Genomic DNA, 25343 nt, shown 5'->3' on the forward strand with positions numbered 1-25343 from the left:
GCCATGACCACCGAGACCGACGTACCCAGGCCGCCCGGCGCGCCCGGCTTCTGGGAACGCCGCGCCCTCACCCGGGCGCAGGCCGCCGCCATCCGCGACCGGGCCCGCGTGCTGGCCGAGGCCGAGGCCGAGGTGCTGCGCGCGCAGGCCACCGGCGTCGAGCTGGCGACGGCCGACGCGGCGCTGGTCGCCGAGCACGAGGAGTGGAAGCGTCAGCGGGAGCGCGACGAGCGCGACCAACCGGCCGAGGATCTGGTGCTGCTCCACCCGAGGCGCGGCCGGCCCGGGGGCACCCGGCTGTGGAACGTCGTGCTGACCGTGCCGCTGTTGCTGGGTTCGGCCGCCGCGATGTTCGGCCAGGTGGCCGCGCTCAAGCCGCGCCTGATGCCGTTCGCGGCCACCGAGTTGGGCCTGGAAGGCCCATGGGTGCCGCTGGTCGCATTCGCCGTGGCCTTTGCCGTCGGCATCTTCCTGGAGACCGTCGGCCTGTTCATGGCCAGGCTCGCCCATCTGGCCCGGTTGAGCGGGGACTCCCCCGCGCTCTACCGGGCGGTGATGTGGGCGGTCGTGCTCTACGCCTCCGCGGTCAACTACCACGAGTGGTCACCCGCGTGGGACCGGCCGTCGGTGCTGGGCGTGCTGTTCGGCAGCATCTCGATCCTGTCGGTGCTGGGCTGGGAGCTGCGCGAGCACCGCGCCGACCGCGACCGCCGCGCGGAGGAGATCGCCAGGCTGTGGACCGCGAGCCCGATCCCGCCGCGCCCGGAGTTCGGGCTGGCCCGCTGGCTGGTCGCCTCCCGCCACACCTGGACCGCGTGGAAGGTGGCGGTGGAGGACCGGATCCCGGACGCGGACACCGCGCTGGCCCGCGCCACCGTCCTGCTGAAGGAGGGGGACGCGCAGCGCGCCCGGCGGCGGGCGTCCCGTCCCGTCCCGGCGGCCGGTTCCGCGCGGGACGGGTGGGCGAGCCGGTTGCGGTACCTGCGCCACGGCGACCCGTCCCGGTGGGACGTCGACGTCGACGCCGACGGGCTCTCGGTCCCCACCTCCCGCCTGACCATGGTCCGGACCGCGCCACGCGCCACCCCGCCTGTCCTGCCGGACACCGCCCCGGCCCCACAGGACGCGTCCGGCCCGGCCGACCGGACCGTCCTGGTCCGCCTCGACGAGCGGGACCGTCCTGTCCGGGAGGCGATCATCCGCTACCGGGCCGAGCACGACGAGGAGTGGCCGTCCGGACGCGGCTTCGTCGCGTGGGCGAAGGACGTCCTCGGCGTCGGTTTCGCCCGGGACCACTCGTTCCGTGTCCTGGCCGCGATGCGCGCCGAGCAGGACGCCGGGCAGGGCGCAGGACGGGACGCGACCGGATGACCGGCACCAGCCAGGACGGTGCGGGCGGGGCGCAGGACGCGTCCCGGCCGCCCGGCTACGTCGCCGTCCCACCGCGCCGCCCCGCCCCGCCCGGCCAGGACACCCGCCGTCCGGACGCCCGGCCGGACACCCAGGACGGGCAGGACGCCGCAGGTCGGGACGGCCAGGACGCGCTGCCCAGGATCCGGGTGGGGCAGGTGCCCCGCCGGACGGTCCTGGCCGTCCTGGCACTGCTCGGCCTGCTGGTCGGCGGGACGCTCGCCCTCGCGGCGGCCCCGCCCGGGTGGGCCGCGGTGCTGATGGGCCTGGTGCTGGTGGCCGTCCTGGGGTGGGCGGCGCAGTCGCTGTGGCGCGGCTCCGGACTGTCCGGACGCCGTCCGGGTCGGAGCCTGAGCCGGGGCCTGGGCGGCCGGTCGCGGTGGCCCGGGACGGGCCGCCTGTCCGGACGCCTCGGGTCCTGGCACGGCAGGGGCCGGGGGCGGGACGGACGGTTCGTCGGCGGTCCCGGACGCGCGGGCGGCACGGGCGGCGTGTTCGGCAGGACGAAGCGGGCGGCGGCCGGACGCGCAGCCGCCGCCCGGGACGCGTCCCGCCGGACGCTCTCCCGCGCCCAGGGCGTCCTGCCGTCCTGGCTCGGCGGCACCCGGCCGCGCAGGACGGGCCGCCCGGACGCGTCCGGCACCGGACGGGGTGCCCTGGGACGGCTGCGCGGGCTGTCCGGACGCCCCCGGGCCTCCTCGGCCTCCTCGGCCTCCTCGGCCGGGAAGCCCCGGACGCCCGGCCGGACGTCGGGACGCCAGGCCGGCGGGACAGGACGTCCCGGTGCGCCCGCCGGTGCCGGCCGGACGTCCGGCGGCCGACGGGCAGGACGCCCCGCCGGCGGCGCGGGCGACGCGCGCCCGTCCGGTGGGCGGGGCGGGCCACGAGCCGGACGCGGACTGCCCTTCATCGGCAGGACCGGCGGCCACGGACCCCGGCCGGGCGGACGCGGGACGGTGATCTCCACCGACGGCGATCTGGGCGGCGGGCCGTCCCGGGGAGAGGGCGTCGTCGCCCCCGCCGGTCGCGACAACGGGGACGGAGACGACCCGACGGACGACCCGGACGACCGGGGCGACCCGACGGACGCCCCGCCGGACGGCCGGGAGGGGTTGTCGCGGTGGGAGCGCTGGGGCTACGGCACCGAGGACCACGTCCGCGCCGGATGGCAGGCCCTGGTCGACCCGCTGCGCCGCCGGCCGCCGGAGCCGTTCGCGGTCGGCGTGGACGACGACCTGCTCGACGTCGACCCGCTGCCCCAGGCCGCCGTCGACTACCTGGCAGACCCCCACACGCCGGCCGACCAGATCGACTGGCCCGAGCCCCGCGCCGCCGACTACGAGTGGCCCGCCGACCCCGCCCCGCCCCCGCCGGACACCTCACCTCACGTCTCATCTCACCCGCCTGACCTGCCGAATCCGTACATCGACACCAGGAGCACCACCATGACGATCAACGTCCGCGAGTTCGACGATTACTTCCAGTTCAACGAGAACACCACCGTCGCGGAGATCCGCGGGTCGTTCCGCGATGCCTCGGCCGAGGCATTCGCGCAGGCCGCGGAGATGAAGCGGCAGGCCGCGGACCTCGCAGCCGAGGCCAACCGCTGCCCGCGCCTGTCCTCGGCCAGGGACAGCCTGATGCGGCAGGCCTCGAAGCGGCAGAAGGACGCGGACGGCTACACCACGTTGGCCGTCGGGTGGAAGAACCAGTCCCTCACCTACGGGTCCGCGCAGAAGTCGGCCTGACCGGCCGCCCCGGAGAGGAGCTCTCGCCGTGCCGATCAAGGTGTTGTTCGTGCTGGCCGCCGCGGCGGCCAGCTTCGCACTGGCCTACCTCCCCCCGGCCCTGGGCCTGGACTGGTGGTGGACGGGCCTGCTGGTGCTCGTCAGCGCCGTCTCCGCGGTGTGGCAGGGCTGCAACTGGCTGCTCGGCGGCGAGGCGTTCCGGCTGGTCGACTGGACGGTCAAGGTCTGGTGGTCGCGCGCCTACATCCTCGCGGTCGGACTCCACACGGTCTGGATCGCGTGCGCCGCGGTCGAGGGCTGGTGGTGGCTGCCCGCGCTGGCCGGCCTGGCCCTCGCCGAACTGGCGACCGCGATCATCTGGCAGTTCAACATCACCCAGGTCCGGATCGCCCGCCCGCCCGGCGAGATCGAGAAGAAGGTCTTCGACGGCGAACTGGTCGACGACCTGCCCGACTACCGCGACGACTGGGAGCTGGACGACGTGCTGGGGGCCGCCGTGCTGGCCGGGGTCGGCCACTCCCACTACCAGGTGGTGCAAACCGAGGAACTGCCCGACGGGGCCGGCGTGTCGTGGGAATGCCTGCGCGAGTCCCAGCTCGCGGTCGCCCGCCGGGCACTGCGCCAGGCCCAGGTCCAGGCGAAGGCAGCCGGCGAGGACTGGCGCGCGGTAGCCATGCCGAAGATCGAGGCGCTACCCGCCCTGACCAGGAAAAACGCCGAGGACATCGGGCTGGCGGTACAGGAACTGCTCGGGGTGCCGGTCCCCCGCAGCGGGGTCGACGTGACCGAGGACGGCCAGATGGGGCGGGTCACCATCACCGTCACCTGGACCAAGCCCGCCTCCAAGGCGCTGCCGTTCCGCGTGCTCGACGGCTCCCGGCTCGACCCGCGCGCCGTGCCGGTCGGCCGCGACCGGCGCGCCCACGAGGTCACCGCCGACCTCTGCCAGCACATCAAGATCGTCGGCGCGACCGGGTCCGGCAAAACCGCCCTGGAGAGGATCATCATCCTGGCCGGGATCCTGGTCGGGAAGGTCGTGGTGTGCGGTGCGGCCAAGGTCGAGGACCTGGTGGCCGACATCGTCGACATCGACGACGGCACCGGGAGCCCGGTCGAGCTGCCCATCCGCGTCGCGCAGGGCATGGACGACACCCTCAAGATGCTGGTGGCGATGCTGGGCGAGGCGACCCGCCGCGAACACCTGCCGGCCGACGAGCGCCGCGCGCTCACCCCGATCTGGATCGTGGTCACCGAGTCCACCCGCGTGCTGACCGACCACAGCCGCGTGATCCGTTGGCAGGGCCGCGACTGGACCGCCGGGCAGATCGTCGGCCACCTCACCCGCTCCACGCTGTTCGTGCAGGTCTACGTCGTGTTGAGCGGTCAGGACTTCCTCGTGGAGTTCTGGGGGGCCGAGGGCGGTTCGATCTTCAACAACACCACGCTGACCGCGATGTGCCGGTCGGGCAACGCCGACGAACGCCGGCGCGCATTGGGCGACCGGTTCTACGGCCTGCCCGACCTGCCCGAACCGGGCGAGACCTACCTGGCAGACCGGGGCGAGCCCCGCTACGTGCAGCTCTACTACCCGCAGGAGTCCGCCAAGCCCGTGCTGCACGACGGCCCCACGATCGCCCAGATCGCCCGCGCCCACACCCTCCAGCCCCGCGCGCGGTGGACGCCCGACGAGCTGGCCGCGACGGGGACATGGTTCGCCTCGCTGCCCACCCGGGACTCCGGGGAGTTCCGCGCCTACCTCCAGGGCCGCTCACGCCAGGCCGACCCGCCCGCGCCGGGGACGGACGGGCCCCGCTCCGAGCACGCCGACCTGCTGGCCGCCGCCGGGGACATGGTGGCCGCCGCGCTGGCCCGCACCGCCATCCCGCTGCCCGCCGCCGACGCCGACCGCGCGCCCGAGCCGGCACCAGTCCCCGAGCCCGAGGTGACGGCCGCCGTCCAGCGCCCGCCGCTCACCGACCGCGTGGTCGCGCTGGTCACCGCCGCCGGGCGGATGGGCCGCCGGGAGATCCTCGCCGCGCTGCTGGCCGAGGGGTACGAGACCAGCCAGCAGTCGGTCGACAACCTCCTGGGGCGGCTGGTCGACGTCCGCCAGGTGCTCGTCCGGCCGCCCGGCACCAAGGGCGTGTACACCCCCGCACACACGCCCGCCCGCGCACTCACCTCACGCTCTCCCTCTCCTGTTTGAGCAGGTCGGGGAGAGGGAGAGCGCGTGAAGTGAGGTGAAGGTGAACATCCACACGAGAGGACCCCACGTGATCGAGTGGCCGCCCGACGACTACACCCCGCAGCCCACCGCCCCCGCACTCGGTATCGCCACCCGCGTCGGCGGCCGGCCCGCCCAGGCCGACGCCGCGCACGCCGTGACCACCCCGCTCGGGACCGGCGCGGTCGTGATCGACGGCATCGGCACCGACCCGGAGGTGTGCGCGGCCTCCCGGCGCGCCGCCGAGCCCGCCGCGCTGGTCGCCTCCGCCCAGGGCGCGCGGGCCGGGCTGCTGTGGGCCGCCGCCACGTACCTGGACTACGACGGCGCGCCGAACGCGGTCGGGGCGGTGGTGAGCGTGACCGAGTGGGGGATCGAGATCGCCCACGTCGGCGACTGCGCGGTCGCCACCTGGTCGCGCGCCGGCGGCCTGCGCCGCTGGACCGCCGACCAGACCGCCGCCGCGCTGATCCGCCACATGCTCACCAACCCCGACCTCGACCACGCCGGGCACGCCGCGCTGCACACGCTGGCCGAGGGCCTGGACGTCATGGACGACTACGTGACGGGCACCCTGGTCACCGCCGTGCCGGCCACCATCGCCTCCACCCTGCTGCGCGGCCCCGACGCCGAGGTCGACCTGGTGCTGCTCACCAGCGACGGCGTCCACAAGCAGATCCCGCCGTCCCGGACCGCCGAACTGGTCGCCGACTACCACGACACCCCGCAGGTGCTCGCCGACGCGCTGGTCGACGCGGCGGTCACCGCCGTCCCGGACAGCGACAACGCCACCGCCGTCGTGCTCCGTCTCCCGCCACGCGCCCGCCACGCGCTCCTCCCGCGGTGACCCCGCGCCGCCGGGCCGTGGTCGTCCCGTCCCATCCCGCCCACCACCAGGAGACCCGTGTGGACGTGCCCTCCTCCCCCGACATCCTGTTCGCCGACACGAGCACCTGGCCGTCCGGGTGGCCGCCGCTGCACCTGGTCGCCGACCACCACGTCGAGCCTGCCGTCCGCGCGGCGATCGAGGCCCGCGCCGTCGCCCTCGCGGACGTCCGCGACAGCCCGGCCCCGCCGATGGTCGACGACGTCGTGGCGATCGAGCTGGCCCACGACCGGCTGTGGCCGATCCGGCAAGCATGGTCGGTGCTGCTCAAGACCGGCGGTACCGCCGCCCGCCGCGACGTGGACGCCGTGGTCACGCCGCTGCTGGCCGCCGCCGACGCCGCCGCCTGGCTCGACCCCGCCCTGGCCGCCCGCGTCGCCGACGTCCACGGCCGCCGCCACGAGCTCGGCCTGGAGCACGAGGACCTGCGCCTGGTCGAGCGCCTGCACCGCCGGTTCCGGCGCGCCGGCGCGCACCTGGACCCGGCCGGCAGGGACCGGCTGCACGAGCTGACCGTGCGCGAGGCCGAGCTGGAGACCGCGATCGAGGCCCGCCTGACCTCCGGACAGGAGGCCGCCGCAGTGCACGTCACCGACCCCGCCGCCCTCTCCGGCCTGGACGAGGTCGACCTCGCCCGCGCCGCCGAGGCAGCAGCCCGACGCGGTCTCGGCGGGTGGCTGCTCACCCTCGCCGGCACCACCGTGCAGCCGATCCTGGCCCACCTCGACGACGCCGACCTGCGCCGCCGGGTGCACACCGCGTCGCTGAACCGCTGCTCCCGGGGCGACGCCCACGACACCCGCGCCCTGGTGGCCGAGCTGCTGCGGCTGCGCGCCGAGCGGGCCGCGCTGCTCGGGTACCGCCACCACGCCGACTACGTCCTGGCCGTCCAGACCGCCGGGTCGGTCGACACCGTGCGCGGGCTGCTGCACGAGCTGGCACCGCACGCGGCACGCCTCGCCGCCGCCGAGGACGCCTCCCTGCCCAACGGCCCGTGGGACCTGCCGCCGTGGGACCGGCCCCGCCTCGCCTACCAGGCCCGGCGCGTCGACGGCGGCGCGGCCGAGGTCGACGTGCGCGACTACCTGTCGCTGGACACCGTGCTCGACGGGGTGCAGATGGTGCTGGTCGACCTGTTCGACCTGTGGTTCCGTCCCCGACGAGACCTGGTCGCGCCCGTGCCCGACGCCTGGGTGTGGGAGGCCGTCGACGGCGACGGCCGGCACCTCGGGCTGGTCCTGGTCGACCCGCACCACCGCCCCGGCAAGAGGTCCGGCGCATGGACCACCGAACTCGTCGCCCAGTCCCGGCTGCTCGACCGCAGGCCCATCGTCGCCCTGTGCCTCAACCTCCCGCAGCCCGACGCGCGGCTGCACGGCGACGTGCTGCTCACCCCCGACCAGGCCGCCCAGGTGTGGCACGAGATGGGCCACGTCGCCCACGCCATGCTCTCCGACGTCCGCTACCCCGGCGACGCCGGCCACGCCCGGCTGCCCCGCGACGTGGTCGAGGTGCCTGCCGTGGTGCTGGAGATGTGGGCGCTCGACCCCGACGTGCTGCGCGACTACGCCCGCCACCACACCACCCGCGAGCCCATCCCGGCCGACATCGCGGACCGCCTGGGAGGTGCCCGTCACGGAGCCGGTTACCGGCTGCACGAGGACGTCGCCGCGTCCCTGGTCGACCTGGAGCTGCACTGCCTCACCCGCGAGGAGCTGCCCGGCCCTGACGAGCTGGAGGACTTCGCCGAGCGTGTGCTGACCGCCGCCGGTCTGGTCGACGCCGGCGTTCCGCTGAGGTACCCGCTGCCCGCGTTCCGGCACGTCCTGGTCGGCGGCTACGACAGCACCTACTACGCCTACACCTGGTCGGACGTGCTCTCCTCCCAGATCCACACCCGCCTCGGCCGCCCCGACCTTCACGCCGGCGAGCAGCTGCACGCCGTCCTCGCCCAGGGCAGCGCCGACCCCGGCCTCTGCCTCGACCTGGCCGGCGGACGACTCGATCCCGGCCCGCTGCGCACCCGCCTGACCCGCTGATTTCCCGTGCTGTCGCCGACGGCGCGGGCCCACCGATCTCCGGCCGTCCCCGGCCGGGTCAACCCGATGGAGGATCCATGATCACGACCACTGTTCTCGACGCCGGCGACCCGGCCTGCACCTGCGGTGCCCCCGTGGGGCAGATGCACGCGGGCTGGTGCGACTCCGTCCAACCGCCGAAGTAGTCGCGGCGACAACGCCACCCTGACCGACGACGCGGCCCCGACCTCGCAGGAGGTCGGGGCCGCGGCCTGTCCCGGCCGACGAGCGGGAACATCCATCCATAGGGGATGGATGGATCGGGAGGGGTGACGTGCAGCGGCCCCCGCCCGACATTCGGGGCGGGGGCCGGGGGCACCGGGCGGGCCGGGTCAGCCGGTGATGAGCAGCAGGTGGCGGTCGGTGCCACCGAGCCGGATCGCGGCGGCCCGGTCGGCGGCGTCGAGGCGCTTCTGGTCGGCCTCGGCCCAGAGGATGACGTCGGGCCGGTCGGCCAGGTCGAGCAGGGCTGCGTCGACCACGGCGCGGGAGTGGGCGTAGTTGCGGCCGGCGAGCACCTCCCGCAGGCGGGTGAGGCTGACGGCCGCTCCGGGGCGGGCGGCGAGCAGCGGGTGCAGGTAGCGGATGTCGCGAGCGGCGTCGGCAGCGGTGGTGGTGGTGGTGTTCATCTCGTCCTCCGGTGGTTCGTGCCCCTGCTTCTGTATAGAACTATACAGATAAGTGTCTAGGGGTATACAGGTCCAAACGGGTGACGTGTCTAGAGATAGACACACCCAGCCATGATCTGTACAGTTCTAGACATGACCACGCAGCCCGGAGAGGATCGCCACCTCGACGCCGACCAGGCCGACGAGCTGGCCCGCATCGCCCACGACATCGCCGCCCACTGGCCGGACCCGGACGACCACCACATCCGGGAGGCGGCGCTGACCACCGCCCGCCGACTCCTCGCCGGGGACACCGCCGTGGTCGCCGAGCTCGCCGCCGAACTCGCCGCGGTGCGCGAGGCGGACCGCCGCGTCAAGGGGGCGCTGCGACAGGCGGCGTTGATGACGATCGTGCCCGGCGCGCGCGGTGCGGGCTCCGAGCTCGCGTTCGCGGGGCAGGTCGGGGTGAACAGGTTGACCGTGCGCGGATGGCTCGGCAAGCCGAACACCGCCAAACCCTCACGGAACGCGAGTACCTGAACCTCGCCGGGGCACTCCCGCCAGGTGGTTCTCCGCGCGCCCGCGACATAGCCTGCCCGGCATGGAATGGCGGTCGCATGGCACTCGGCATCTGGTCGGTGCGGCGCTGTCCGGTGCTCGCACCGTCTACCAGCGGGACGAGGACCGGCCGCGCTGCCCGTGGTGCGCGGTCCGGCTGCGGCCCGGCCGGGTGCTGGCCGGGTGGGAGCCCGGGTCGCGCCGCCGCAGCCACGCCTGCCTGGAGTGCGACGGGTCGTGGTGCGTGGTCGCCGACCCCGCTGTGCTGGTCGACGCGCTGGTCGCGTACTCGCGGGCCCGGTGGGACGACGACGAGGAGCAGCTGGTCCGCGCGACCGCACGGCTGCGGGAGCTGTCACTGGCGATGTAGTCGAACGGGCGTTCGATGCCGTGGCGGATCCGGCTTGGCGGCCACGTAGGCTCCCGCCGGTCCCCGCTACCCGAGGAGTCCTCGCCATGGCCAGGAATGTCGTCGTCGATCCCGCCCGCGCCGAGCAGTCCGCCCGCGCCCGGTGGGCCGAGCTCGACGCCCCGCCGCCGCCCGCGGTCGACGCCGACGGCCGCAAGATCCAGGTGGAACACGGCGACCGGCTGCGCGGGATTGAGCACCGGGCGCGGGTGATCGCGGCCAGCGACGGCGTCGCCGACGCCGTGCTGGCACACCTCGCCGCAGCCGGTGTCGACGCCGAGTCGGACCAGGTGCGGGTCGACCCGCACGGCGGGGACGACCTGCAGGTGATGGCCATCCGGGTCGGCGGGCTGCTGGTGCCGCTGCGCCCGGCCTCGGCCTCGGTGCGGCTCTACGCGGTGCCCGACCCGGCCGGTCTGATCGAGTTGGCCGGCGATCCGGTCGCGGTACTCGACGTCGAGGCGGACGACGACGGGTGGGTGTCGGCCGAGCGGATCGCCGCCGCGCTGGCCGCGCACCTGGCGGCCTGACCCGGGCGGGGTGGATGTCGTGCCTGGCGGCACCGCCGCGACGACCCGTACCGGCCCCGAGGGGCTACGGGCGCATGGGGGGGAGATGCGCCCGCCGGGTCGTGCAGACGGCCGGGTGCCGCCAGGCCGACGCGGGGAGGGGGTGCCTGTGGCGGGCCTCCGCAAACCCTCACAGTGGACCCGACCCCGTAGGAGATGGCCTGACACCGTTGTAACAGAGCGCTCATGGGCCAAGGCAGGGTTTTCACCCGTTCGGCCGCGCAATCCGTGGTGAACGGGCGCATCCCGTGCAGTATCGGTAACGCGCTGTCACCCGCAGCGAGTCAGGCTCCGCGCGTCGTGCCGACGAGCGCGAGTCGGCCCGCGGCGTAGCCGCGGGCCAGCCGTGCCCGGTGCGCCGCGCCGGGTGCCGGGTGCGGCGCGACGGCCCAGCAGCTCCACATCCCGGCCAGGTACGCCGCGAACGCGTCCAGCGCCTGGTCGGTGGCGTCGTTGTAGGCCGGGATGCTCCGGCGCGCCCAGTCCTCAGCGGCGGCCGGGGTGTGCCCGGCCTCGACCAGCCGCAGCACCAGGAACGCGGGGTCGACCCACGCCGGGCCCGCGCCCGGCATCCCCCAGTCGACCACCCGCACCTGGTTCGTGGCATCGTCGATGCGGACCTGCTGGCCGTGCAGGTCGGTGTGCACCAGCCGGTCGCCGTCCACCAAGCCGGGCAGCCGGCCGGCCAACTCCTCCAGCATCGGCACGTCCCACCCGTCCACCGCCTCAGGCGACGCTTCGGCCAGCCGCGCCCACCAGCCGGTGGTCTCCCACCGGGCGGTCAGCGGGCGCAGCCCGGTCGCGGGCAGCATGCCGATCATCATCGCCACGTCGGCCACCACGGCGAGGTCGGGCGAGCCCGACGCGAGGTCCGCAGCCCGGCCGGGTACCCGCTCGAACGCCACGGCCAGCCAGCCGTCGGCCTCGGTGTGGGCGAGCACGCGCGGCGCGAACCCGCCGGTGAGGGTCGCGGCGGCCAGCTCGTTGCGCAGCCACCGGGTCTGGATCTTGAAGCCGTGCACGGCCTTGACGAACGCCTCGCCGTCTGCAGTGGTCAGCACCGCGCAGGCGTCGCTGTTCTGCCCCTCGCCGACATCGGCCGCGTCGACCACCTCGCCGAGGTGATCTTCGAGTCCGGCCCGGATCGTCTCCGGCAGGTCGGCCCAACTGGTCCGCACGCGTACTCCCTCGTCGTCGCCCGGGTGGCCCGGGTCAGGGCGGCGGCAGCCGGGTGTCCTGGTTCTCGTCGCCCTTGGCCCCGGACGCGCCGCAGTTGCCGTCTTCATAGCAATCCGCCGATCCCCGCGCACCGCGAGGCCACAACTCCGGGTCGACTCGGTAGCCGGCGCGGCGGATCACCTCGACCGCGCTCACCCCACCCTCCGCGCCCGCCCGGTCGCCGGGCTCGTCGTCGGGCTGATGGTGCACGAACCGGCCCACCACCCGTCCGCACAGCTCCGCGTACTCGCGGGTGTAGAGGATCAGCGTGTGCCAGCCGATGTCCACCGCCGGAGACGGCGACATCCGGGCGTCGGGCGGCAGCGTCCCGCACGCGGCGACGAACGCGATTGCCTGGTCCACCACCCGCTCGGCCCACTCCAACCCCGCCCGTTCCTCGGCCGCGACCCGCACCACCAGCCGCCGGAACAGCTCCCCCGACACCAGCGTGCGCGCCGCCACCGCGCGCTCCGTCGTCACCGACACAGTTCCCACCTCCCGTAGTCGACCGACCTCCGACCGTAGCCATCGGGTCTCGGACGGCGAGACGCCCGAACGGGTAGCAAAGGCCCGGACGAACCTGCCGATCGACGAGGCGCGGGCTACGCCCACACGCGACGGAGATTTCGCCGAGGGGTGATTTCACGGGCGGGATCCTGAGGCAGTGACCTGGGCTTTCGGGTGTTCAGACCCGCCTATGCGACCACTGATCAAGGTGGTATATTTTCTGGTATGTTTTCCGCCCCTCCTGCTGACGACGTGCTGCGCGACCTCGGCGACAAGGTCGTCGCCTCTCTGGTCGACGCGACCGCAACCACCCGGGACGACCTGTCCGACTACCGCTCTTTCCGGCCCGGCTGGGTCGCCGACCACTCCGAACGCGGCCTCGCCTCCTGGATCCACGACCGGCTGTGGGCGAACCTGCGCCGTGAGCTGGACGGCGTGGACGAGGTGCTGCTCACCGACCTGGGTGCCACCCGCGAGATCGCGGTCGGCCTGAACTACCGCGCCCGCGTCAAGCGGCACAGCATCACCGACCGGGTCCGGTCCTACCCCACCAAGGCCGCCCTCGCGTTCTGGGCGCAGTCGGAGACCACCCTGTCCGGGCTGGAGGAGGTGCGGCTCGGCTTCGGATACCGGTGGGACCCGGAGGAGCGGCGGATCGGTAAGGCCGTGATCTCGCTGCGCGACGGCCTGGAGACCGACGCGATCTGGGTGGTCGAGGTCGACACCGGCGAAGCCGGCACCGACGGCGTCCGGCCGATCAACTCCAACCCGGTGGACCCGTCGCTGCCGCAGATCGACCTGTACGAGGCGAGCACGGGGGCCGGCGAGGAAACGTCGTGAACGGTTTCGGGGAACTCCTCGGAACCCTCCGCCGCGCCATCGGCATGACCCAGGACGACCTGCTGGCGGCCGCCGGCATCAGCCAGGTCGCGATGTCCCGCTACGAGAACAACCAACGCACACCCGACGAGGACACCACCGCCCGGCTCGCCGCGGCGCTCGGCGTCACCCCGCGGTTTCTGGTGCGCGACCACGCGGTGCGGGGCGCGCTGGCGGTCGACGCCCACATGCGCCGGCAGAAGACCACCAAGGCGACCCTGTGGCGACGTCTGGAGGCGCGGCTCAACAAGTACCGGCTGCACGTGTCGATCCTGTTCGAGGAGGTGTCGATGCGTGCCGAGCAGACCGTGCCGAGCTTCGACCCCGTCGACGTCACCCCTGAACAGGCCGCGCTCATGGTCCGCGCCCAGTGGCGGATGCCGATGGGCCCGGTGCACAACCTGACCCGCTGGCTCGAAGCCGCCGGGTGTGTGATCTTCGAGGAGGACTTCGGCACCCACCGCATCGACGGCCTGTCCCAGTGGATCGGCGACCACCCGGTCATGCTGGTCAACCGCGCCGCCCCGCCGGACCGGATACGGCTGACCATGGCCCACGAACTCGGGCACCTCGTACTGCACAACGGGCTGGCCACCGAGGACCCCGAAGGTGAGGCCAACGCCTTCGCCGCCGAGTTCCTCATGCCCTCCCACGTGATCCGCCCCGACCTGCGCCCGGCCACCCCCGGCCGGCTCCGGGACCTCAAACGCGTGTGGGGCGTGTCCATGCAGGCCCTGTTCGAGAAGGCATACCGGCTCAAACTGGTCACCGGCACCGAACGCACCACGTTCTACAAGAACCTCAACGCCCGCGGCTGGAAGGTCAACGAGCCCGACAGCGACCTGCTCGCACCCGAACAACCGCAACTCATCGCGCTGATCGGCGACGTCCTGCGCGGGAAAGGCCTCACCGAGAAGGAGATCGCCGACCTCGCCGGCTTCAGCCCCGACTCCGAAGACAACCCGTTCACCCGACCCGGCCGCCGACTGCATGCCATGTGACCACCAGCGCGACGCGAGTAACAACGGGCCTCATTTCATGAGGCCCGTTGTTACTTCCCGGCGTCGTGCTCTCCGGCTGGGCGTTGCTGCATGCCCGGGGCCGGTGTTCCGCCTACGCGGCGGCCAGGGCGCGGGTCCGGTCGGCCGCGTAGTCGGTGATCACGACCCGGTCCTGGCGGAAGGCGGCGGCGATCAGCTCGATGGCCGCCGTCATCTCGACCGCCGCCTCCACCACCGCGCCCACCTCGTCGTACCACTGGATCTGCCCGTCGAGCAGCCTCGCCGATGCCAGGCGCGCGGGTCGGCAGGTCCAGTCGGTGCCGTGCTCGGCCAGGAGGTGCTCGACCTCGCTCAGCGAGTGCTGCGGCGAGCCGGGCCCGTAGCCCTCGCGCAGTCCCAGGCCGACCAGGATGCCGCGCGGTGTGCCGGCCGGCACCACGGCCCAGCCGGTCTCCGTGACCAGCCGGGCGGCCAGTGATTCGTACTCGCCGACCGTGGGGCACCCGTGGGTCCGGCTCGGGTCGCGCACGAGCAGCAGCTCGTCGGCCGGGTCGCCGTCGCCGCCCACCACGTACGCGGTGATCGGCATACCGGTGCTGGCGGACAGGTCCGCCAGCAGGGTGTAGACGGTCTCGATCGGGGTTTCCGGCAGCAGCAGCCGGGTGCTCCAGGCACCGGGCGCGGAGGCCGTTTCGGTGTAGGTCGTCGTGGTCATCATGGCTCCCATCAGTTCGCGGTGCGCCGAAGGTCGGGCCGGTGGGGGTTCAGCTCCCGCAGCCGGGCCCGGAACCCCGCCGGCAGCTCCGCCCGGCTGTAGCGGCCCTGCTGGTCGAGGTAGCCCCAGTGGTTCATGCCCGGCCCGCACATCATCAGCGTCAGCGTGCGCGGCTCCAGGTCGATCACCTCGTGGAAGACCTCGCGGCCGAACCTGTTGACGTCGCCCACCCGGTGCTCGACGCCCGTGCTGTGCACCGGCTCGCCGTCGACCAGCACGACGCGGTCCTCCACCAGCAGGCCGCCGAGGGTCACCGAGTGGAAGTCCCACGGGTGATTGTGCGGCTTGGCGACCTCGCCGCCGCGCCGGTCCGGGGCCAACCACAAGTTGCACTTCGCCGTCCACCCGGCCGTGCGGCTGACGACCAGCTCCGCCTTGTACGGCTCCCCGGTCAGCTCGTCGGGGATCAGCGTCCACCCCGTGCCGAAGAAGTCCTCCGGGCGCAGCGGCTTCAGGTCGGGCAGGTGCTCGGCGACCCCGGCCGCCGCGAGGTCGAACAGCTCGTGGTGCAGCGTCAGGCCCGGAGCGATGTGCACCGGCGCGGCCGAGGAGGTGATCAGCGGCGTGTTCATGTGCCCACCATGAGGCCGTAACCGTTGGGGCACAACTGTTTCATTGTTTCCCGAAACCCGTGGAAACCCGAAACCCGCCCCGGCCTGTGGTGTTGCCCGGGACGGGTTTCCCAACTGGAAACGACCCTGCGGGGTCAGGCCCGGCCCGGCGTTGCCTGTGCCTGGCCGGCCATGCGGATCAGCACGTCCCGCGCGCTGCGGCAGTCCCCCAGCGCACGGTGGCCGCCGCCCAGCGCCACCCACCGCCAGATGCCGAGGTGGTCCGAGCGGCGGTTCATCACGCAGCCCCAGGCGCTCGTGTCGGCCAGGTGCATCGGCTTCACGCGGTACCGGGCACAGTCGCCGAGGATGATCCGCCGGTCGAACTCGGCGTTGTAGGCCAGCACGACCCGGTCCTTGGTGGCCTTGCGGACCTTGGCGACCACCTTGTCCCACGTCGGCGCGCCGGCCAGGTGCTCGCCGGTGATGCCGTGCACCGCCTGAGCGCCCGGTTCCATCGCCACGTCGCCTGGGTCGACCAGGGTGTTGAGCAGGGTCTTGCCGGTGGCCGCGTCGATGACGGCGATCTCGACCACCACGCCGTCCAGGCCGGTGGTCTCGGTGTCGAGGATGACGGCCGCGCCGGGCTCCAGCATGGCCCGTGCCCACCGGGTCGCCTCTCCGGCAGTCGAGCCGAACACCATCGCGCTCAGGTGCGGGGCCAGGGCCGGTTCGTCCGCGGCGGCGCGGCGGATCTCGGTCTTCGTAGGGTGCCCGTCGACCGGGTCCCAGTCCACGATCCAGGTGTCGTCGCGGCCGTCGTAGCGGGCCCACACGTCCAGGCCGTTGAGGTCGGCGAACTCGGCGATCCACCGCCGGATCAGCTCCGCGCGGCCCGGCGCGAGCTTCGGGGCGAACGCCCTCAAGGGCGACCCGTCGCCCTTGTCGCACGCGCGTACCTCGTCCCAGTCCACGCCGGGGATCTCCAGCAGCGCGTCGACGTCCTCGGCCCGGTAGAGCCGGCACAGCACCTCGCGTCGACCGGTGCGTCCGACCTTCCGCCAGGCGTGGTCCACCGGCGCAATCCACCCGGCGGGCTCGATCCACTTCCAGTCCGAGGCCCGGATCCCGAGCCGCTTGGCCGCCTGGTCGGAGCCGAGCAGACGGTTCCGCTCGCGGTCGGCGATGATCTCCTCCAGCGCGGACGCGTCGACCAGGTCCGCGTCCGTGCTGGCGTAGAGCGGGAAGTCGCCCTTGCGGCCCTCGAACAGGTCGCAGGCTTCCAGCAGGCCGCGGTTGACCAGCTCGCGCACGTCGTCCGTCTCCACTGCCATCCCGGTCCGGGAGGACAACCGGTCGGCGGTGCGCTGGAGACCGACGGGCCAGCCCGTGCCGACCGCCTCACGCACGGCGTCCGCCTCGCCCAGCAGCACGGCGACCAAGTCGGGCGACCACAGGCCGGAGTCCGGCCCGTCGATGTCGGGAGCGGGCAGCAGACCCCGCCGGACTGCGACCCGCCACTGCCAGCCGGCCAGCCCCAGCAGGTGCTGCAACGAGCCGACGCCCACCGGCTCCGCGGGTAACTGCACGACGTCGGACGGAGCGCCCTGTGCGCCGGCCATGATGAAGTCCTTTCGACGGAGAGGAGAACAAGTTCAGGATGTCGGCGGCCACCGACAATTCCCGGCCGGACGGGACCACCCCGGGCGGGCTGTCATCCGATGAGACGAACCTCGCCTGCCCGCGATCCCCGCACGATGGCGGATCGCGGGCAGGCGAGGTCACGCGCTGAGTCTCTTGGAAGATCAGGCGTTGCTGCGGGCTCGGGTGCGGGCGTTGCGGCGCTTGAGGGCGCGGCGCTCGTCCTCGCTCATCCCACCCCACACCCCGTTGTCCTGGCCGGACTCCAACGCCCACGCGAGGCAGTCGGAGACGACCGGGCAGCGGCGGCAGACGGTCTTCGCCTCGGCGATCTGGAGCAGCGCGGGGCCGCTGTTGCCGATGGGGAAGAACAGCTCGGGGTCCTCGTCCTTGCAGATCGAGCGGTGTCGCCAGTCCATGGTGTCTTCCCCTTCAGAGGGTCGCGGTGAGCAGAGCCGTGACGAAGAGCGCGGCGTGGTGGGCGGACTGGTCGAGCGCGTATCGGCCGGTGCCCAGCACCGGGCGGTCCAGCGGGACCCGTTCCTGCACGGTCACCTCGTGCGCCGGGCTGTCACCGGCGGCCACGGCAACCCGCCGCTCGGCCACGACGGTGAGGTGGGAGCGTGGCTCGCCGAGGTTGTGGAAGCGGGCCTTGCCGATCGGGGCGAGGGCACGGGCTGCGGCGCTGACCGTCCAGCGGCGGTCGATCAGGTAGTGGCTGCCGAACGTCCACGCCTGGCCGGCCACGAGGCCGGTGATCGACACGCCGACGCCGTCGACCAGCGCGAAGGCCGCGAGCAGGAACGGGATCGTGGTGAGCACGTGCACGGCGGAGTGACGGGCGCAGGCCCACCTGCCGCGCCAGTCGTGGTCCCCCTTGTGGATCACCTGGTGCTCGGTCTGGAGCCAGTGATCCGCCAGCCAGTGCGCCGGGGTGATCGCGGTGAAGGCGAGTAGGAACGTGACAGCGGCCGCAGTGGTCGCCGGGTCGGGCTGCATGATGGGTGTGCTCCGTCCTGGTGGCGGGGTGGTAGGGCCGGGCCCGGCGGCGGGCTGTCCAGGGCGCAGCCGCCGGGCACCGGTGTCAGTTGGCGATCTCGGATTCGCGTTGGCCTGGGTGCAGGCCGAGCATGTTCAGCAGGAGCGCGCAGTCCTCGACGTCGGCCGAACGCGCGGCGACGGCACGGCGTGCACGGGCGCGGTCGGCCAGTTGGAGCGTGCGTGCCTGTTCGCTGGTCCACACCGCGGTGCGCACGGCGGGCATGATCTCTCCGCGGTCCATCAGTCGGTCCCCCTCCCTGTCGTCGTGTCCGTGGCGGCCCTGCCGGGCCGCCTGGATGGACACGAGTTCGTCGTAGTCGGTGAACAGCTCGGGCCAGCCGGGTTTCGGGTCGAGCGCGGCCGGGTCCAAGCGGCCGGTGGCGATCGCGAGCCGGACACCGAGGTGCTCGCGCCCGACTGCCGCCAGCCATCCGGCGCACGGCTGCTCGCGTCCCTCGGGGGTCTTGTGGCAGGCGAACATCGGACCGCACAACGCGACCTCGTCGCCCGGCATCCCGACCGTCGACCGCAACTGCTCGTAGCGCTCCAGCGGGAACTGGCCGGCAGGCGTCTCCCGTGACCACGGACAGCGGGCACAGGGCCGGTCGCGGGGACGGAGCTCATCGGCCATCGGCCAGGTCCTCCTCGCCGCCCAGCCCCAGCGGGAGCAGGCCGCGCACCGCGGCGATGTAGAGCGCCTGGTGGTTGGTCGTCGCTCGCAGCGCTTTGCGGATGCGGAGCAGGCGCATCGATACCGCCTGCTCGGAGATGCCCAGGCCCTTCCCGACCATGCGCGCGGTGAGCCCGTGGGCCAGTCCGTGGAGCACCTCCAGCTGGCCGGTGTTGAGAGGGATGTCGGCGGCCGCCGAGTGACCGGCGGGCAGGCGGACCGGGTGGAGTTCGTACACCCGCCAGTCCTCTGGGCGCGTGCACATGTCGGCGACGTACGCCTGTGCCGCCTCGGCCGAGGGAAACACGAAGTCCGGGTCCGGCTCGCCGTCGTAGTGGGCGATCGCCGCGTACGCCACTGGGCTGGAGGTACCCGAGGAATCTTCGCTGGTGGCGAGGGTTGAGCCGGTCTCCCGCGCATAGGAGTCGGTAGAACCACGAGGAGCGGCGGAGTCAGCGGGCATCGGGCACCGCCCACGCCGCCCGGCGGATGCCGCGCTCGCCGAACAGCTCGGTGATGGCCTGGTCGGACTCGTAGTGGGCGAACGACAGAAACGGCACGCCGACGACGTCCATCGTGGACGCGAGGATGCGCTTCTTCTCCCGCGTGCCCACGCCGACGGCGATGAGTGCGTCCGCGACGGCGTTGAAGATCTGGTGGCTCTGGAGTTCGGTGCTCACGTCTGGGTCCTCTCAGTGGGGGCGGGCGGGTAGATGCCGGTCAGTTCGTGGGCGTAGGCGGAGGTTTCGGTGCCGTCGTCGAGTCGCACCAGCCATGCGCCGTCGTCGTACGGGTCGGGTCCGATGACGGTCCCGGTCTCGTCGTAGTCGTCGCGGCTGCTGTCCTCGATGGCGACCCTGTCGCCGTGCCGCCAGGCGGGTGCGGGGTAGACCCACGTGTCGTCGGTTTCCGGGGCGGTGTTGGAGTTGGTCATGGAGTTCTCCTGGTGGTGGGTGGTGGCCCTCTCCGGGCAGCCGCGCCGGCCGCAGCGCGGCATGGCGGTCACCGGTTCCCGCCTTCCTGGGAGACTCCGGCGGCGCACCGCTCGCACCGCTCGCACCGCTCGCACCGCTCGCACCGCTTGCACAGCGGCAGGTGCTCCAGCAGGATCCCGGTCACGCCGCCGCCTCGGGGCGGTCGAGCACGGCGCGCAGCCGGGACCCGATCCACGTCCCGACCGGTGGAGAGACCGCGTTGCCGTAGCCGTCCACCTGGTCGCGGGTGCTGCCCCACACCACGAAGGTGCCGCCGTGGCCGGGGAAGTCGACGTCGAAGCCGCAGCCGCGGCCGACCTCGTGGGGGCCGAGCATCCGGAAGTGGCAGTCGTCGAGGGACAGCTCGGCGAGCGCCGCCCGCCACTGCGCGGTGGCGTCGGTCGTGGTGGCGGGCTCGGACCAGCCGGAGAACAGCAGCGCCTGGCTGGAGGCCGACGCGACGATCGTGCCGAGCGGGTCGCTGACCGGGTGGGCGCGGTAGCGCGCCTGGTCGACCGGGCCGTTGTTCTTGATGGTCCCGGCGGCGCTGAGCAGGCCGAGCGTCTGCGCGGTGGTGACGGTCGGCATCGGTTCGGCGTGCACGGTCGGCACGCCGGCCTTGCGCAGCGGGACCACACCGGTGGACAGCACGCCCAGCCCGCCGGACCCGGCACCGCCGACCAGGGTCTCCATCGACTCGGCCAGGCCGCGGCTGGTCGCGTGCGTGCGGTTGGGCATGACCCGCGCGGTGAGGACACCGAGGGTCTCCGACCCGGGCTGGGTGGGCAGCGGCTCGTCGAGCCCGCGCGGCGCGCCCTGGTAGTTGTTCACCGCCGCGAGCAGCACCGCGTCGTCGTGGGGGCCGGGGGCGGCGAGGGGCGGGGTGAGCAGGCCGGTGGTGCTGGTCGCCGGTTGGGTCCACATCGGACGGCCCAGGTCTCGGGTGCGGCAGTCCGACCCGGCCCGCTCGAAGGTGTTGCCCGCGGCGGCCAGCAGCGCGCCGGTGGACAGCAGCGCGGTCTCCTGCTGGCTGGTCTGGGTGGACATCGGCTGCCACGGGTGCCGCTCCGAGCCTCGCACCGCCTTCGCGGGCAGCAGGATCGCGGGGAAGTCGGCGAAGCGCTGGCGGCAGCGTTCGGCGCGGGCCATCGTCGCCGGCGCGAGCGGCAACCGGACCGTGCCGCCGGTCGCGGGGTCGGTGAAGGACTTGAGCGGCTTGTCGCCGATCCGGGGCCCGAGGTTGGTCAGGTCGAGCGCGTGCAGCGACGGGCTCGCAGGCGGGAACACCTCGCCGCGGCAGCGCGGGCACCGGTAGTTGTACTGCTTGCCGTACCGCACCGATCCGGTCGCGGGGACGCCGGTCTTCCACGACCAGCGGCCTTCCACGACCGTCTGGCACCGGTCGCACCACGACTCGGGCCGGTGCTCCAGGTCCGGGGTCGGCAGGGCCGCGTCCCAGAACGCGATGTAGAGGCGGTCGCGGGACTGCGGCACGCCGAAGAACATCGAGTTCAGGTAGAGCACCCGGTGCCGGTAGCCGAGGTTCTCGAACTGCTTGAGCCACCACCGGTAGGTCGAGCCGTCGCCGACCGTCGGACGCCCCGGGATCGCCGGTCCCCACGAGGCCAGCTCGGTCGTGCACTCGACCAGGACCAGCCGGGGGTGGTGCTGGGCCGCGTAGTGCAGCACGCAGTTCGCGGTGGCCCGGTCACGCTCGCTGCGGGTGACCCTCGCCTCGAACTCCGGGTCGTCCAACCCGAACAGGGTCAGGCCCTGCTCGTAGGCCTTGACCGTGTTCGCCTGCGAGTGGTTGACGCAACTCACCCCGGCCGCCAACAGGTCGGCGGCGGGCAGGTCGCGGGCGGAGTGGTAGTCCGAGGACTCCGGGTCGACCAGGTCGGCGATCCAGTGCTCGGCCCCCGGGTGGTTCGCCTCGTGCACCTCGACCTTGTAGGCGTTGTGGTTGGCCGCCATGATCGTGGTGAACCCGGCGTCCTCGATGCCCCGGGTCAGGCCGCCGAAGCCGGAGAACAAGTCGACCGCGACCAGGTCGTCGTGGCGGAACCGACGCCGCCGGGTCGCCGGGCGGTGCGTCGCGGTGCGGCTCATGCTCTGCCTCCACTGGCCGTGCTGGTGGTGTGCGGGTGCGGCGCGCCGGGGAACGGCGGCTGGGGCGGGGTCACGCGGGGCCTCGCTTGGTGTTGTCGGCGGGGATCACCCGGGCCAGCGCGGAGTTCAGGGCGTCCATGCCGATGCCGAGGTGCTCGGCGATCTGCTCGCGGGTGCGGCCCTTCCAGGTGAGGTCGCGGTAGATCTCCTGGGTCTCCTCGGCCGCGCGGCGCAGGCGCGGGAGCTGGTCGAGGGTTCCGGCCTTGCGGTGGGCGTGGAAACAGGCGTAGCAGCAGCCGCGGCCGTGGTGGTGGCGCGACTGCCCGCAGCCGATGCAGGTGACCAGGCGTCCCGTGCCCGCCACGGCACGCCGGCAGATGCACAGCGACTCCTGCCGGCACGGCCCGGTGCCGTCGAGGTGGTCGCCCGACGGGTGCCCGCAGCGGCACAGGACGTCCGGCGCGGGCGGCGCGGCCGGCTCGGACGGTTCGACCGGCTCGGCTCGGCGCACGTCCCCGGCCCCGACCGGCCAGCCGTGCCCGAACTCGTCCCGCACGCGCCGACCGCCGTCGGGGTCGAGGTAGAGCACACCCGAGACCTCGGTGCCGTTGGGCGACAGGCGCAGCACGACCCGGTCCCCGGGTTGGACGTCGTGGTCGGGGCAGAAGTCGCCGCCGTAGCGGCGGGTCCATCCGGCGCGGGCCGCGGCGCGGCGCAGTTCCGCGAGCGTCGCCTGCCCGGCGGTCGCCTGGCCATGCCAATGGCCGCACGACGCGACGTCGCAGAAGATCGAGCGGACGGTCACGATGCTCACCGCTCACCTCGCAGGGCGGCGGCGTAGCCGAGTGCGCGGCGGCCGTCGTCGGACAGGCCGCGCCACACCACCTCGTCCTCGGTGTCGCCGATGCGCACCACGGACCCGTCCTGGCATCCCCAGCCGGTGTAGTCGTTCCACGCTTCGACCGACACCCACTGGCCGGTGCGGAGCCGGAGCACTGCGTGGAGCAGCAGTTCGCTGCCGGTGTCGTCGCCGGGCTTCCACGGCGATCCCGAGTGGTAGGTGGCCTGCCAGTGGACGACGTCGTCCACCTCGTACTCGCTGATCCTGGCGGTTTCCGGGGCGGCGAGCCCGATCATGCGGGTGTCGGGGCTGCCGTAGCCGTCGCCGCAGACGGCGTTGCGGAAGTCGTTGGCGACGTCGTCGTGCGGCCAGGGGTGGGACTTGCGCTCCCGCGGCTCGTTCTCCTTGGCGGCGGTCAGGTACGGGAGAGCGGTACCCCACCCGCCGGGCGGAATCATCCCGTTGGCCGCGAGGTAGGTCCGGATGATCTCGGGCAGGTCGCTCTCGTGCACGAGGACCTGGTGTGGGTGGTCGTACTCCTCCGGGTCGTCGCAGATCTGCTCGCCGGTGACGAGCCACGGTCGCAGCGAGATCTCCTGCTCCTCGCCGGGCGGCACACGGCGGACCTCGGAGACGAGCGGCGTGACGTCCTCGGTGTGGACATACAGCCTCTCGACCCGGACGCGCGGGCCGGGGTCGTCGGCGTACATCAGCGTCGGGGCTTCGACCACGGTGCCGTAGTCGTCCAGGCCGCCCTGGTCGTCCAGGTGGACGCGGTCGCCGACCTGCAACTCGGTTGCGGGCTGGTCGGTGATGGGGGTATCAGCGGACATCGGCAGTCTCCCCGGTCTTGCGCCTGGCGGGGTTGGTGGGGATCACGGCGACGCGCTCGTGCGCAGGCGTCGCCGGCTCCTGCGTTCCGCAGGTCCACAGGTGGTCCGCGAGCGCGTCGACGGCGTCCTGCAGGCGGTCGCCGCCGCCGATCCGGTGACGCCCGCCGCGTATGCAGAAGACCTCCCAGTCGCCGGCGTTCGGCGTGCAGCGCTGGATTGTGTGGCCTTCGGCCAACCACCGTCCGGCCCGCACGCGGGCCCGCTCCCAGTGCGCGGGCCAGTCCACCGAGCGCGTCGCACTGCGCCGCCCGGGGGTCGCCGTGGTGCCTGGCACCGGGCCGGGAGGGTTGGAGTCCGGCTGGCAGGCGGCCACCTGCGCGGCGGCGATGATCGCGACCGCTCCGACGACGATCCTGGTCAGCATGCTCACGACCGGTCACCTCGCAGGGCGACGCGTGCGGCCCGCTCGGGTGAGCCGTACGGCGGCACCGGCGGCTCCATGTCGACCAGGAGGTTCTCGCCGAGTACCTGGTGCGCCTGGTCGAGCTTCTCGCGCAGTGCGGTGATTTCGGCGTGCAGCCCGGCGACGCGGGCAAGGTCGGGCTCCAGGCCGCCGGTGATCTCGTCGATCAGGAGGGGGCCGAGGTTGGGCAGGCCGTGGTTCGTGGCGGCCCTGGTGATCTGCTCGGCGAGTGCGCGACGGAGGTCGTCGGCGGCGATGGGGCTGTGGCCGGCCGCGGTCCGGGCCTGCCGCGCCGCCGCCTCCTGGCGGCGTGCGCGTCGGCCGCGCATCCGGGACAGGCGCATGGCGTCGGTGGGCTCTGCCCAGGTGTGCCAGCCGACCAGTTCGCAGTGCTGCGACAGGTGGGTTTCGCGCGGCTCGTCGCACCAGCGGCACGAGTTCGGCGCGATGAAGGCGAACCTGGCGAACGCGTCGGCGGCGGCGTACCGGCCGACCTCGCACTCGAAGGGTGCATCGGTCTCGCGCCGGTGCCACAGCCCGATCAGGTCGCGGTTGTGGCGCAGGGCGGTCTGGCGATCGCCCGGCCCGTCGGGGTCGATCAGGCGCGCGGCCACCTCGTCGGGCACGTAGGCCACGTCCTGGACGGGGTGGCAGGCCACCGGATGCCGGCCGTCGGTGTACTGGACCATCGGGTAGCCGATGCCGGGGCTGAAGGCGACGATGCGGCCCTGGCGGCGTCCGTCGACCACCACGTGGCCGCCGACGCGCGCGGGAACGCCGTAGCGCGACCGGACGTACTCGCCGTCGGGGTCGGCGGGCTCGGCCAGGGCGGCGGGGATGTGCGGTGCGGCGGCGAGCAGCACGGCCGGGAGGCCCGCGGGTTCGAGGCCGACCTCGGCGGCGGCATGCCAGGCGGCGGCTTGGGCGACCTCGGGCAGCGTGCTCTCGTCCAGGTGGGGCCAGGCGGCGAGCAGCAGGCTCGTGATCTGGGCAGGCGGCGACCGGAAGGTGGACAGCGGCGAGGTGATCACGGCGGTGGCGGCGTCGAGCTGGGCGGGCGTGATGGCCACGGTGAGTCGGCCCCAGAGGCGTTCGACCTCGGCGCGGGGCCGGGGGCCGGAGATCGGCACGGGCCGGTCGTCGTGCTCGATCACCACCAGGTGGTCGTCACCGGCTTCGGCCCACACGGAGCCGTGGCGGTCGGTCCAGCGCGGGGTGTCGGCGGGCAGGGTGCTGGCGAGGACGGGGGCGGGCAGCATCAGCGGAGGGCCTCTCGGGGGTGGTGGGTGCCGGGCTTGCGCCTCGGGCGGGTGCAGGCCGGGCAGGGAAGTGCGGGGTCGGGGGGCATCG

27 protein-coding genes are annotated in these 25343 nt (G+C 73.6%); 10 read left to right on the top strand and 17 right to left on the bottom strand.

Going from position 1 to position 25343, the window contains the following annotated elements; all coding sequences use genetic code 11:
- The first annotated feature begins 3 nt into the window (after positions 1–3).
- The 5 genes from AB0G01_RS18850 (at position 4) to AB0G01_RS18870 (ending at position 8307) form a co-directional block, all read left to right on the top strand.
- Positions 4–1371 carry a DUF2637 domain-containing protein gene (locus AB0G01_RS18850; RefSeq protein WP_360947040.1) on the top strand — a complete coding sequence of 456 codons (1368 nt, stop codon included), beginning with the start codon at positions 4–6 and terminating at the stop codon, positions 1369–1371.
- Positions 1368–3158: a hypothetical protein gene (locus tag AB0G01_RS18855; RefSeq protein ID WP_360947042.1), complete on the top strand. Its 1791-nt coding sequence runs from the start codon at positions 1368–1370 to the stop codon at positions 3156–3158. Before AB0G01_RS18850 ends, AB0G01_RS18855 begins: the two co-directional genes overlap by 4 nt.
- Positions 3159–3186: 28 nt before the next feature.
- Positions 3187–5364 (top strand): hypothetical protein, encoded by a 2178-nt coding sequence (locus AB0G01_RS18860; protein ID WP_360947044.1) that lies wholly within the window; start codon positions 3187–3189, stop codon positions 5362–5364.
- A 67-nt stretch (positions 5365–5431) separates the two neighbouring features.
- Positions 5432–6229, top strand: a complete 798-nt coding sequence (locus tag AB0G01_RS18865) for a hypothetical protein (protein ID WP_360947046.1) — start codon at positions 5432–5434, stop codon at positions 6227–6229.
- A 59-nt stretch (positions 6230–6288) separates the two neighbouring features.
- A complete protein-coding gene (locus AB0G01_RS18870) occupies positions 6289–8307 on the top strand; it encodes a M3 family metallopeptidase (RefSeq protein WP_360947048.1) in 2019 nt (672 codons plus the stop codon).
- A 371-nt stretch (positions 8308–8678) separates the two neighbouring features.
- Here the strand turns inward: AB0G01_RS18870 and AB0G01_RS18875 are convergent, their stop codons facing one another.
- Positions 8679–8975, bottom strand: a complete 297-nt coding sequence (locus tag AB0G01_RS18875; RefSeq protein WP_360947050.1) for a hypothetical protein — start codon at positions 8973–8975, stop codon at positions 8679–8681.
- A 132-nt stretch (positions 8976–9107) separates the two neighbouring features.
- Between AB0G01_RS18875 and AB0G01_RS18880 the strand changes: the two genes are divergently transcribed.
- The 3 genes from AB0G01_RS18880 to AB0G01_RS18890 all read left to right on the top strand — a co-directional run bounded on the left by AB0G01_RS18880 (position 9108) and on the right by AB0G01_RS18890 (position 10451).
- Positions 9108–9494, top strand: a complete 387-nt coding sequence (locus tag AB0G01_RS18880) for a hypothetical protein (protein WP_360947052.1) — start codon at positions 9108–9110, stop codon at positions 9492–9494.
- 61 nt (positions 9495–9555) lie between these two features.
- Entirely contained in the window at positions 9556–9882 is a 327-nt protein-coding gene (locus AB0G01_RS18885) for a hypothetical protein (protein WP_360947054.1), read from the top strand.
- Between the two features lie 86 nt (positions 9883–9968).
- Positions 9969–10451 carry a hypothetical protein gene (locus tag AB0G01_RS18890; protein ID WP_360947056.1) on the top strand — a complete coding sequence of 161 codons (483 nt, stop codon included), beginning with the start codon at positions 9969–9971 and terminating at the stop codon, positions 10449–10451.
- 323 nt (positions 10452–10774) lie between these two features.
- On the opposite strand, the gene AB0G01_RS18895 is transcribed toward AB0G01_RS18890, so the two are convergent.
- Positions 10775–11668 carry a phosphotransferase gene (locus tag AB0G01_RS18895; protein ID WP_360947058.1) on the bottom strand — a complete coding sequence of 298 codons (894 nt, stop codon included), beginning with the start codon at positions 11666–11668 and terminating at the stop codon, positions 10775–10777.
- Between the two features lie 34 nt (positions 11669–11702).
- Complete coding sequence (locus tag AB0G01_RS18900; RefSeq protein WP_360947060.1) at positions 11703–12194, bottom strand: hypothetical protein; 492 nt, start codon at positions 12192–12194, stop codon at positions 11703–11705.
- A gap of 246 nt (positions 12195–12440) precedes the next feature.
- On the opposite strand from AB0G01_RS18900, the gene AB0G01_RS18905 reads away from it, so the two are divergent.
- Together AB0G01_RS18905 and AB0G01_RS18910 are read left to right on the top strand one after the other, a co-directional pair.
- Positions 12441–13055, top strand: coding sequence for a hypothetical protein (locus AB0G01_RS18905; protein WP_360947062.1), 615 nt, complete (start codon positions 12441–12443; stop codon positions 13053–13055).
- A complete protein-coding gene (locus AB0G01_RS18910; RefSeq protein WP_360947064.1) occupies positions 13052–14095 on the top strand; it encodes an XRE family transcriptional regulator in 1044 nt (347 codons plus the stop codon). Before AB0G01_RS18905 ends, AB0G01_RS18910 begins: the two co-directional genes overlap by 4 nt.
- A gap of 112 nt (positions 14096–14207) precedes the next feature.
- Here AB0G01_RS18910 and AB0G01_RS18915 read toward each other — a convergent pair whose 3' ends face one another.
- From AB0G01_RS18915 to AB0G01_RS18980, 14 genes are all read right to left on the bottom strand, one after another.
- Positions 14208–14810 carry a hypothetical protein gene (locus AB0G01_RS18915; RefSeq protein ID WP_360947066.1) on the bottom strand — a complete coding sequence of 201 codons (603 nt, stop codon included), beginning with the start codon at positions 14808–14810 and terminating at the stop codon, positions 14208–14210.
- Between the two features lie 11 nt (positions 14811–14821).
- Positions 14822–15442 (bottom strand): hypothetical protein, encoded by a 621-nt coding sequence (locus AB0G01_RS18920; RefSeq protein ID WP_360947068.1) that lies wholly within the window; start codon positions 15440–15442, stop codon positions 14822–14824.
- Positions 15443–15576: 134 nt separating this feature from the next.
- Positions 15577–17043, bottom strand: coding sequence for a 3'-5' exonuclease (locus AB0G01_RS18925; protein WP_360947070.1), 1467 nt, complete (start codon positions 17041–17043; stop codon positions 15577–15579).
- 183 nt (positions 17044–17226) lie between these two features.
- Entirely contained in the window at positions 17227–17481 is a 255-nt protein-coding gene (locus AB0G01_RS18930; RefSeq protein WP_360947072.1) for a WhiB family transcriptional regulator, read from the bottom strand.
- Between the two features lie 13 nt (positions 17482–17494).
- Complete coding sequence (locus tag AB0G01_RS18935) at positions 17495–18061, bottom strand: hypothetical protein (RefSeq protein ID WP_360947074.1); 567 nt, start codon at positions 18059–18061, stop codon at positions 17495–17497.
- Positions 18062–18146: 85 nt separating this feature from the next.
- Positions 18147–18734: a DUF6283 family protein gene (locus AB0G01_RS18940; protein ID WP_360947076.1), complete on the bottom strand. Its 588-nt coding sequence runs from the start codon at positions 18732–18734 to the stop codon at positions 18147–18149.
- Positions 18724–19131, bottom strand: coding sequence for a hypothetical protein (locus AB0G01_RS18945; RefSeq protein WP_360947078.1), 408 nt, complete (start codon positions 19129–19131; stop codon positions 18724–18726). The genes AB0G01_RS18940 and AB0G01_RS18945 overlap by 11 nt, the downstream gene beginning before the upstream one ends.
- A 94-nt stretch (positions 19132–19225) precedes the next feature.
- Complete coding sequence (locus AB0G01_RS18950; RefSeq protein WP_360947080.1) at positions 19226–19453, bottom strand: hypothetical protein; 228 nt, start codon at positions 19451–19453, stop codon at positions 19226–19228.
- Complete coding sequence (locus AB0G01_RS18955; protein WP_360947082.1) at positions 19450–19779, bottom strand: hypothetical protein; 330 nt, start codon at positions 19777–19779, stop codon at positions 19450–19452. The genes AB0G01_RS18950 and AB0G01_RS18955 overlap by 4 nt, the downstream gene beginning before the upstream one ends.
- Positions 19780–19888: 109 nt before the next feature.
- Positions 19889–21856 carry a DNA cytosine methyltransferase gene (locus AB0G01_RS18960; RefSeq protein ID WP_360947084.1) on the bottom strand — a complete coding sequence of 656 codons (1968 nt, stop codon included), beginning with the start codon at positions 21854–21856 and terminating at the stop codon, positions 19889–19891.
- Between the two features lie 70 nt (positions 21857–21926).
- Positions 21927–22670 carry a hypothetical protein gene (locus tag AB0G01_RS18965; RefSeq protein ID WP_360947086.1) on the bottom strand — a complete coding sequence of 248 codons (744 nt, stop codon included), beginning with the start codon at positions 22668–22670 and terminating at the stop codon, positions 21927–21929.
- A complete protein-coding gene (locus AB0G01_RS18970; RefSeq protein WP_360947088.1) occupies positions 22667–23530 on the bottom strand; it encodes a hypothetical protein in 864 nt (287 codons plus the stop codon). The genes AB0G01_RS18965 and AB0G01_RS18970 overlap by 4 nt, the downstream gene beginning before the upstream one ends.
- A complete protein-coding gene (locus AB0G01_RS18975) occupies positions 23520–23960 on the bottom strand; it encodes a hypothetical protein (RefSeq protein WP_360947090.1) in 441 nt (146 codons plus the stop codon). Before AB0G01_RS18975 ends, AB0G01_RS18970 begins: the two co-directional genes overlap by 11 nt.
- Positions 23957–25252 carry a hypothetical protein gene (locus tag AB0G01_RS18980; protein ID WP_360947092.1) on the bottom strand — a complete coding sequence of 432 codons (1296 nt, stop codon included), beginning with the start codon at positions 25250–25252 and terminating at the stop codon, positions 23957–23959. The genes AB0G01_RS18975 and AB0G01_RS18980 overlap by 4 nt, the downstream gene beginning before the upstream one ends.
- Between the last annotated feature and the right edge of the window lie 91 nt (positions 25253–25343).

This window comes from Actinosynnema sp. NPDC023587 (assembly GCF_040640215.1).
GTDB lineage: Bacteria > Actinomycetota > Actinomycetes > Mycobacteriales > Pseudonocardiaceae > Actinosynnema.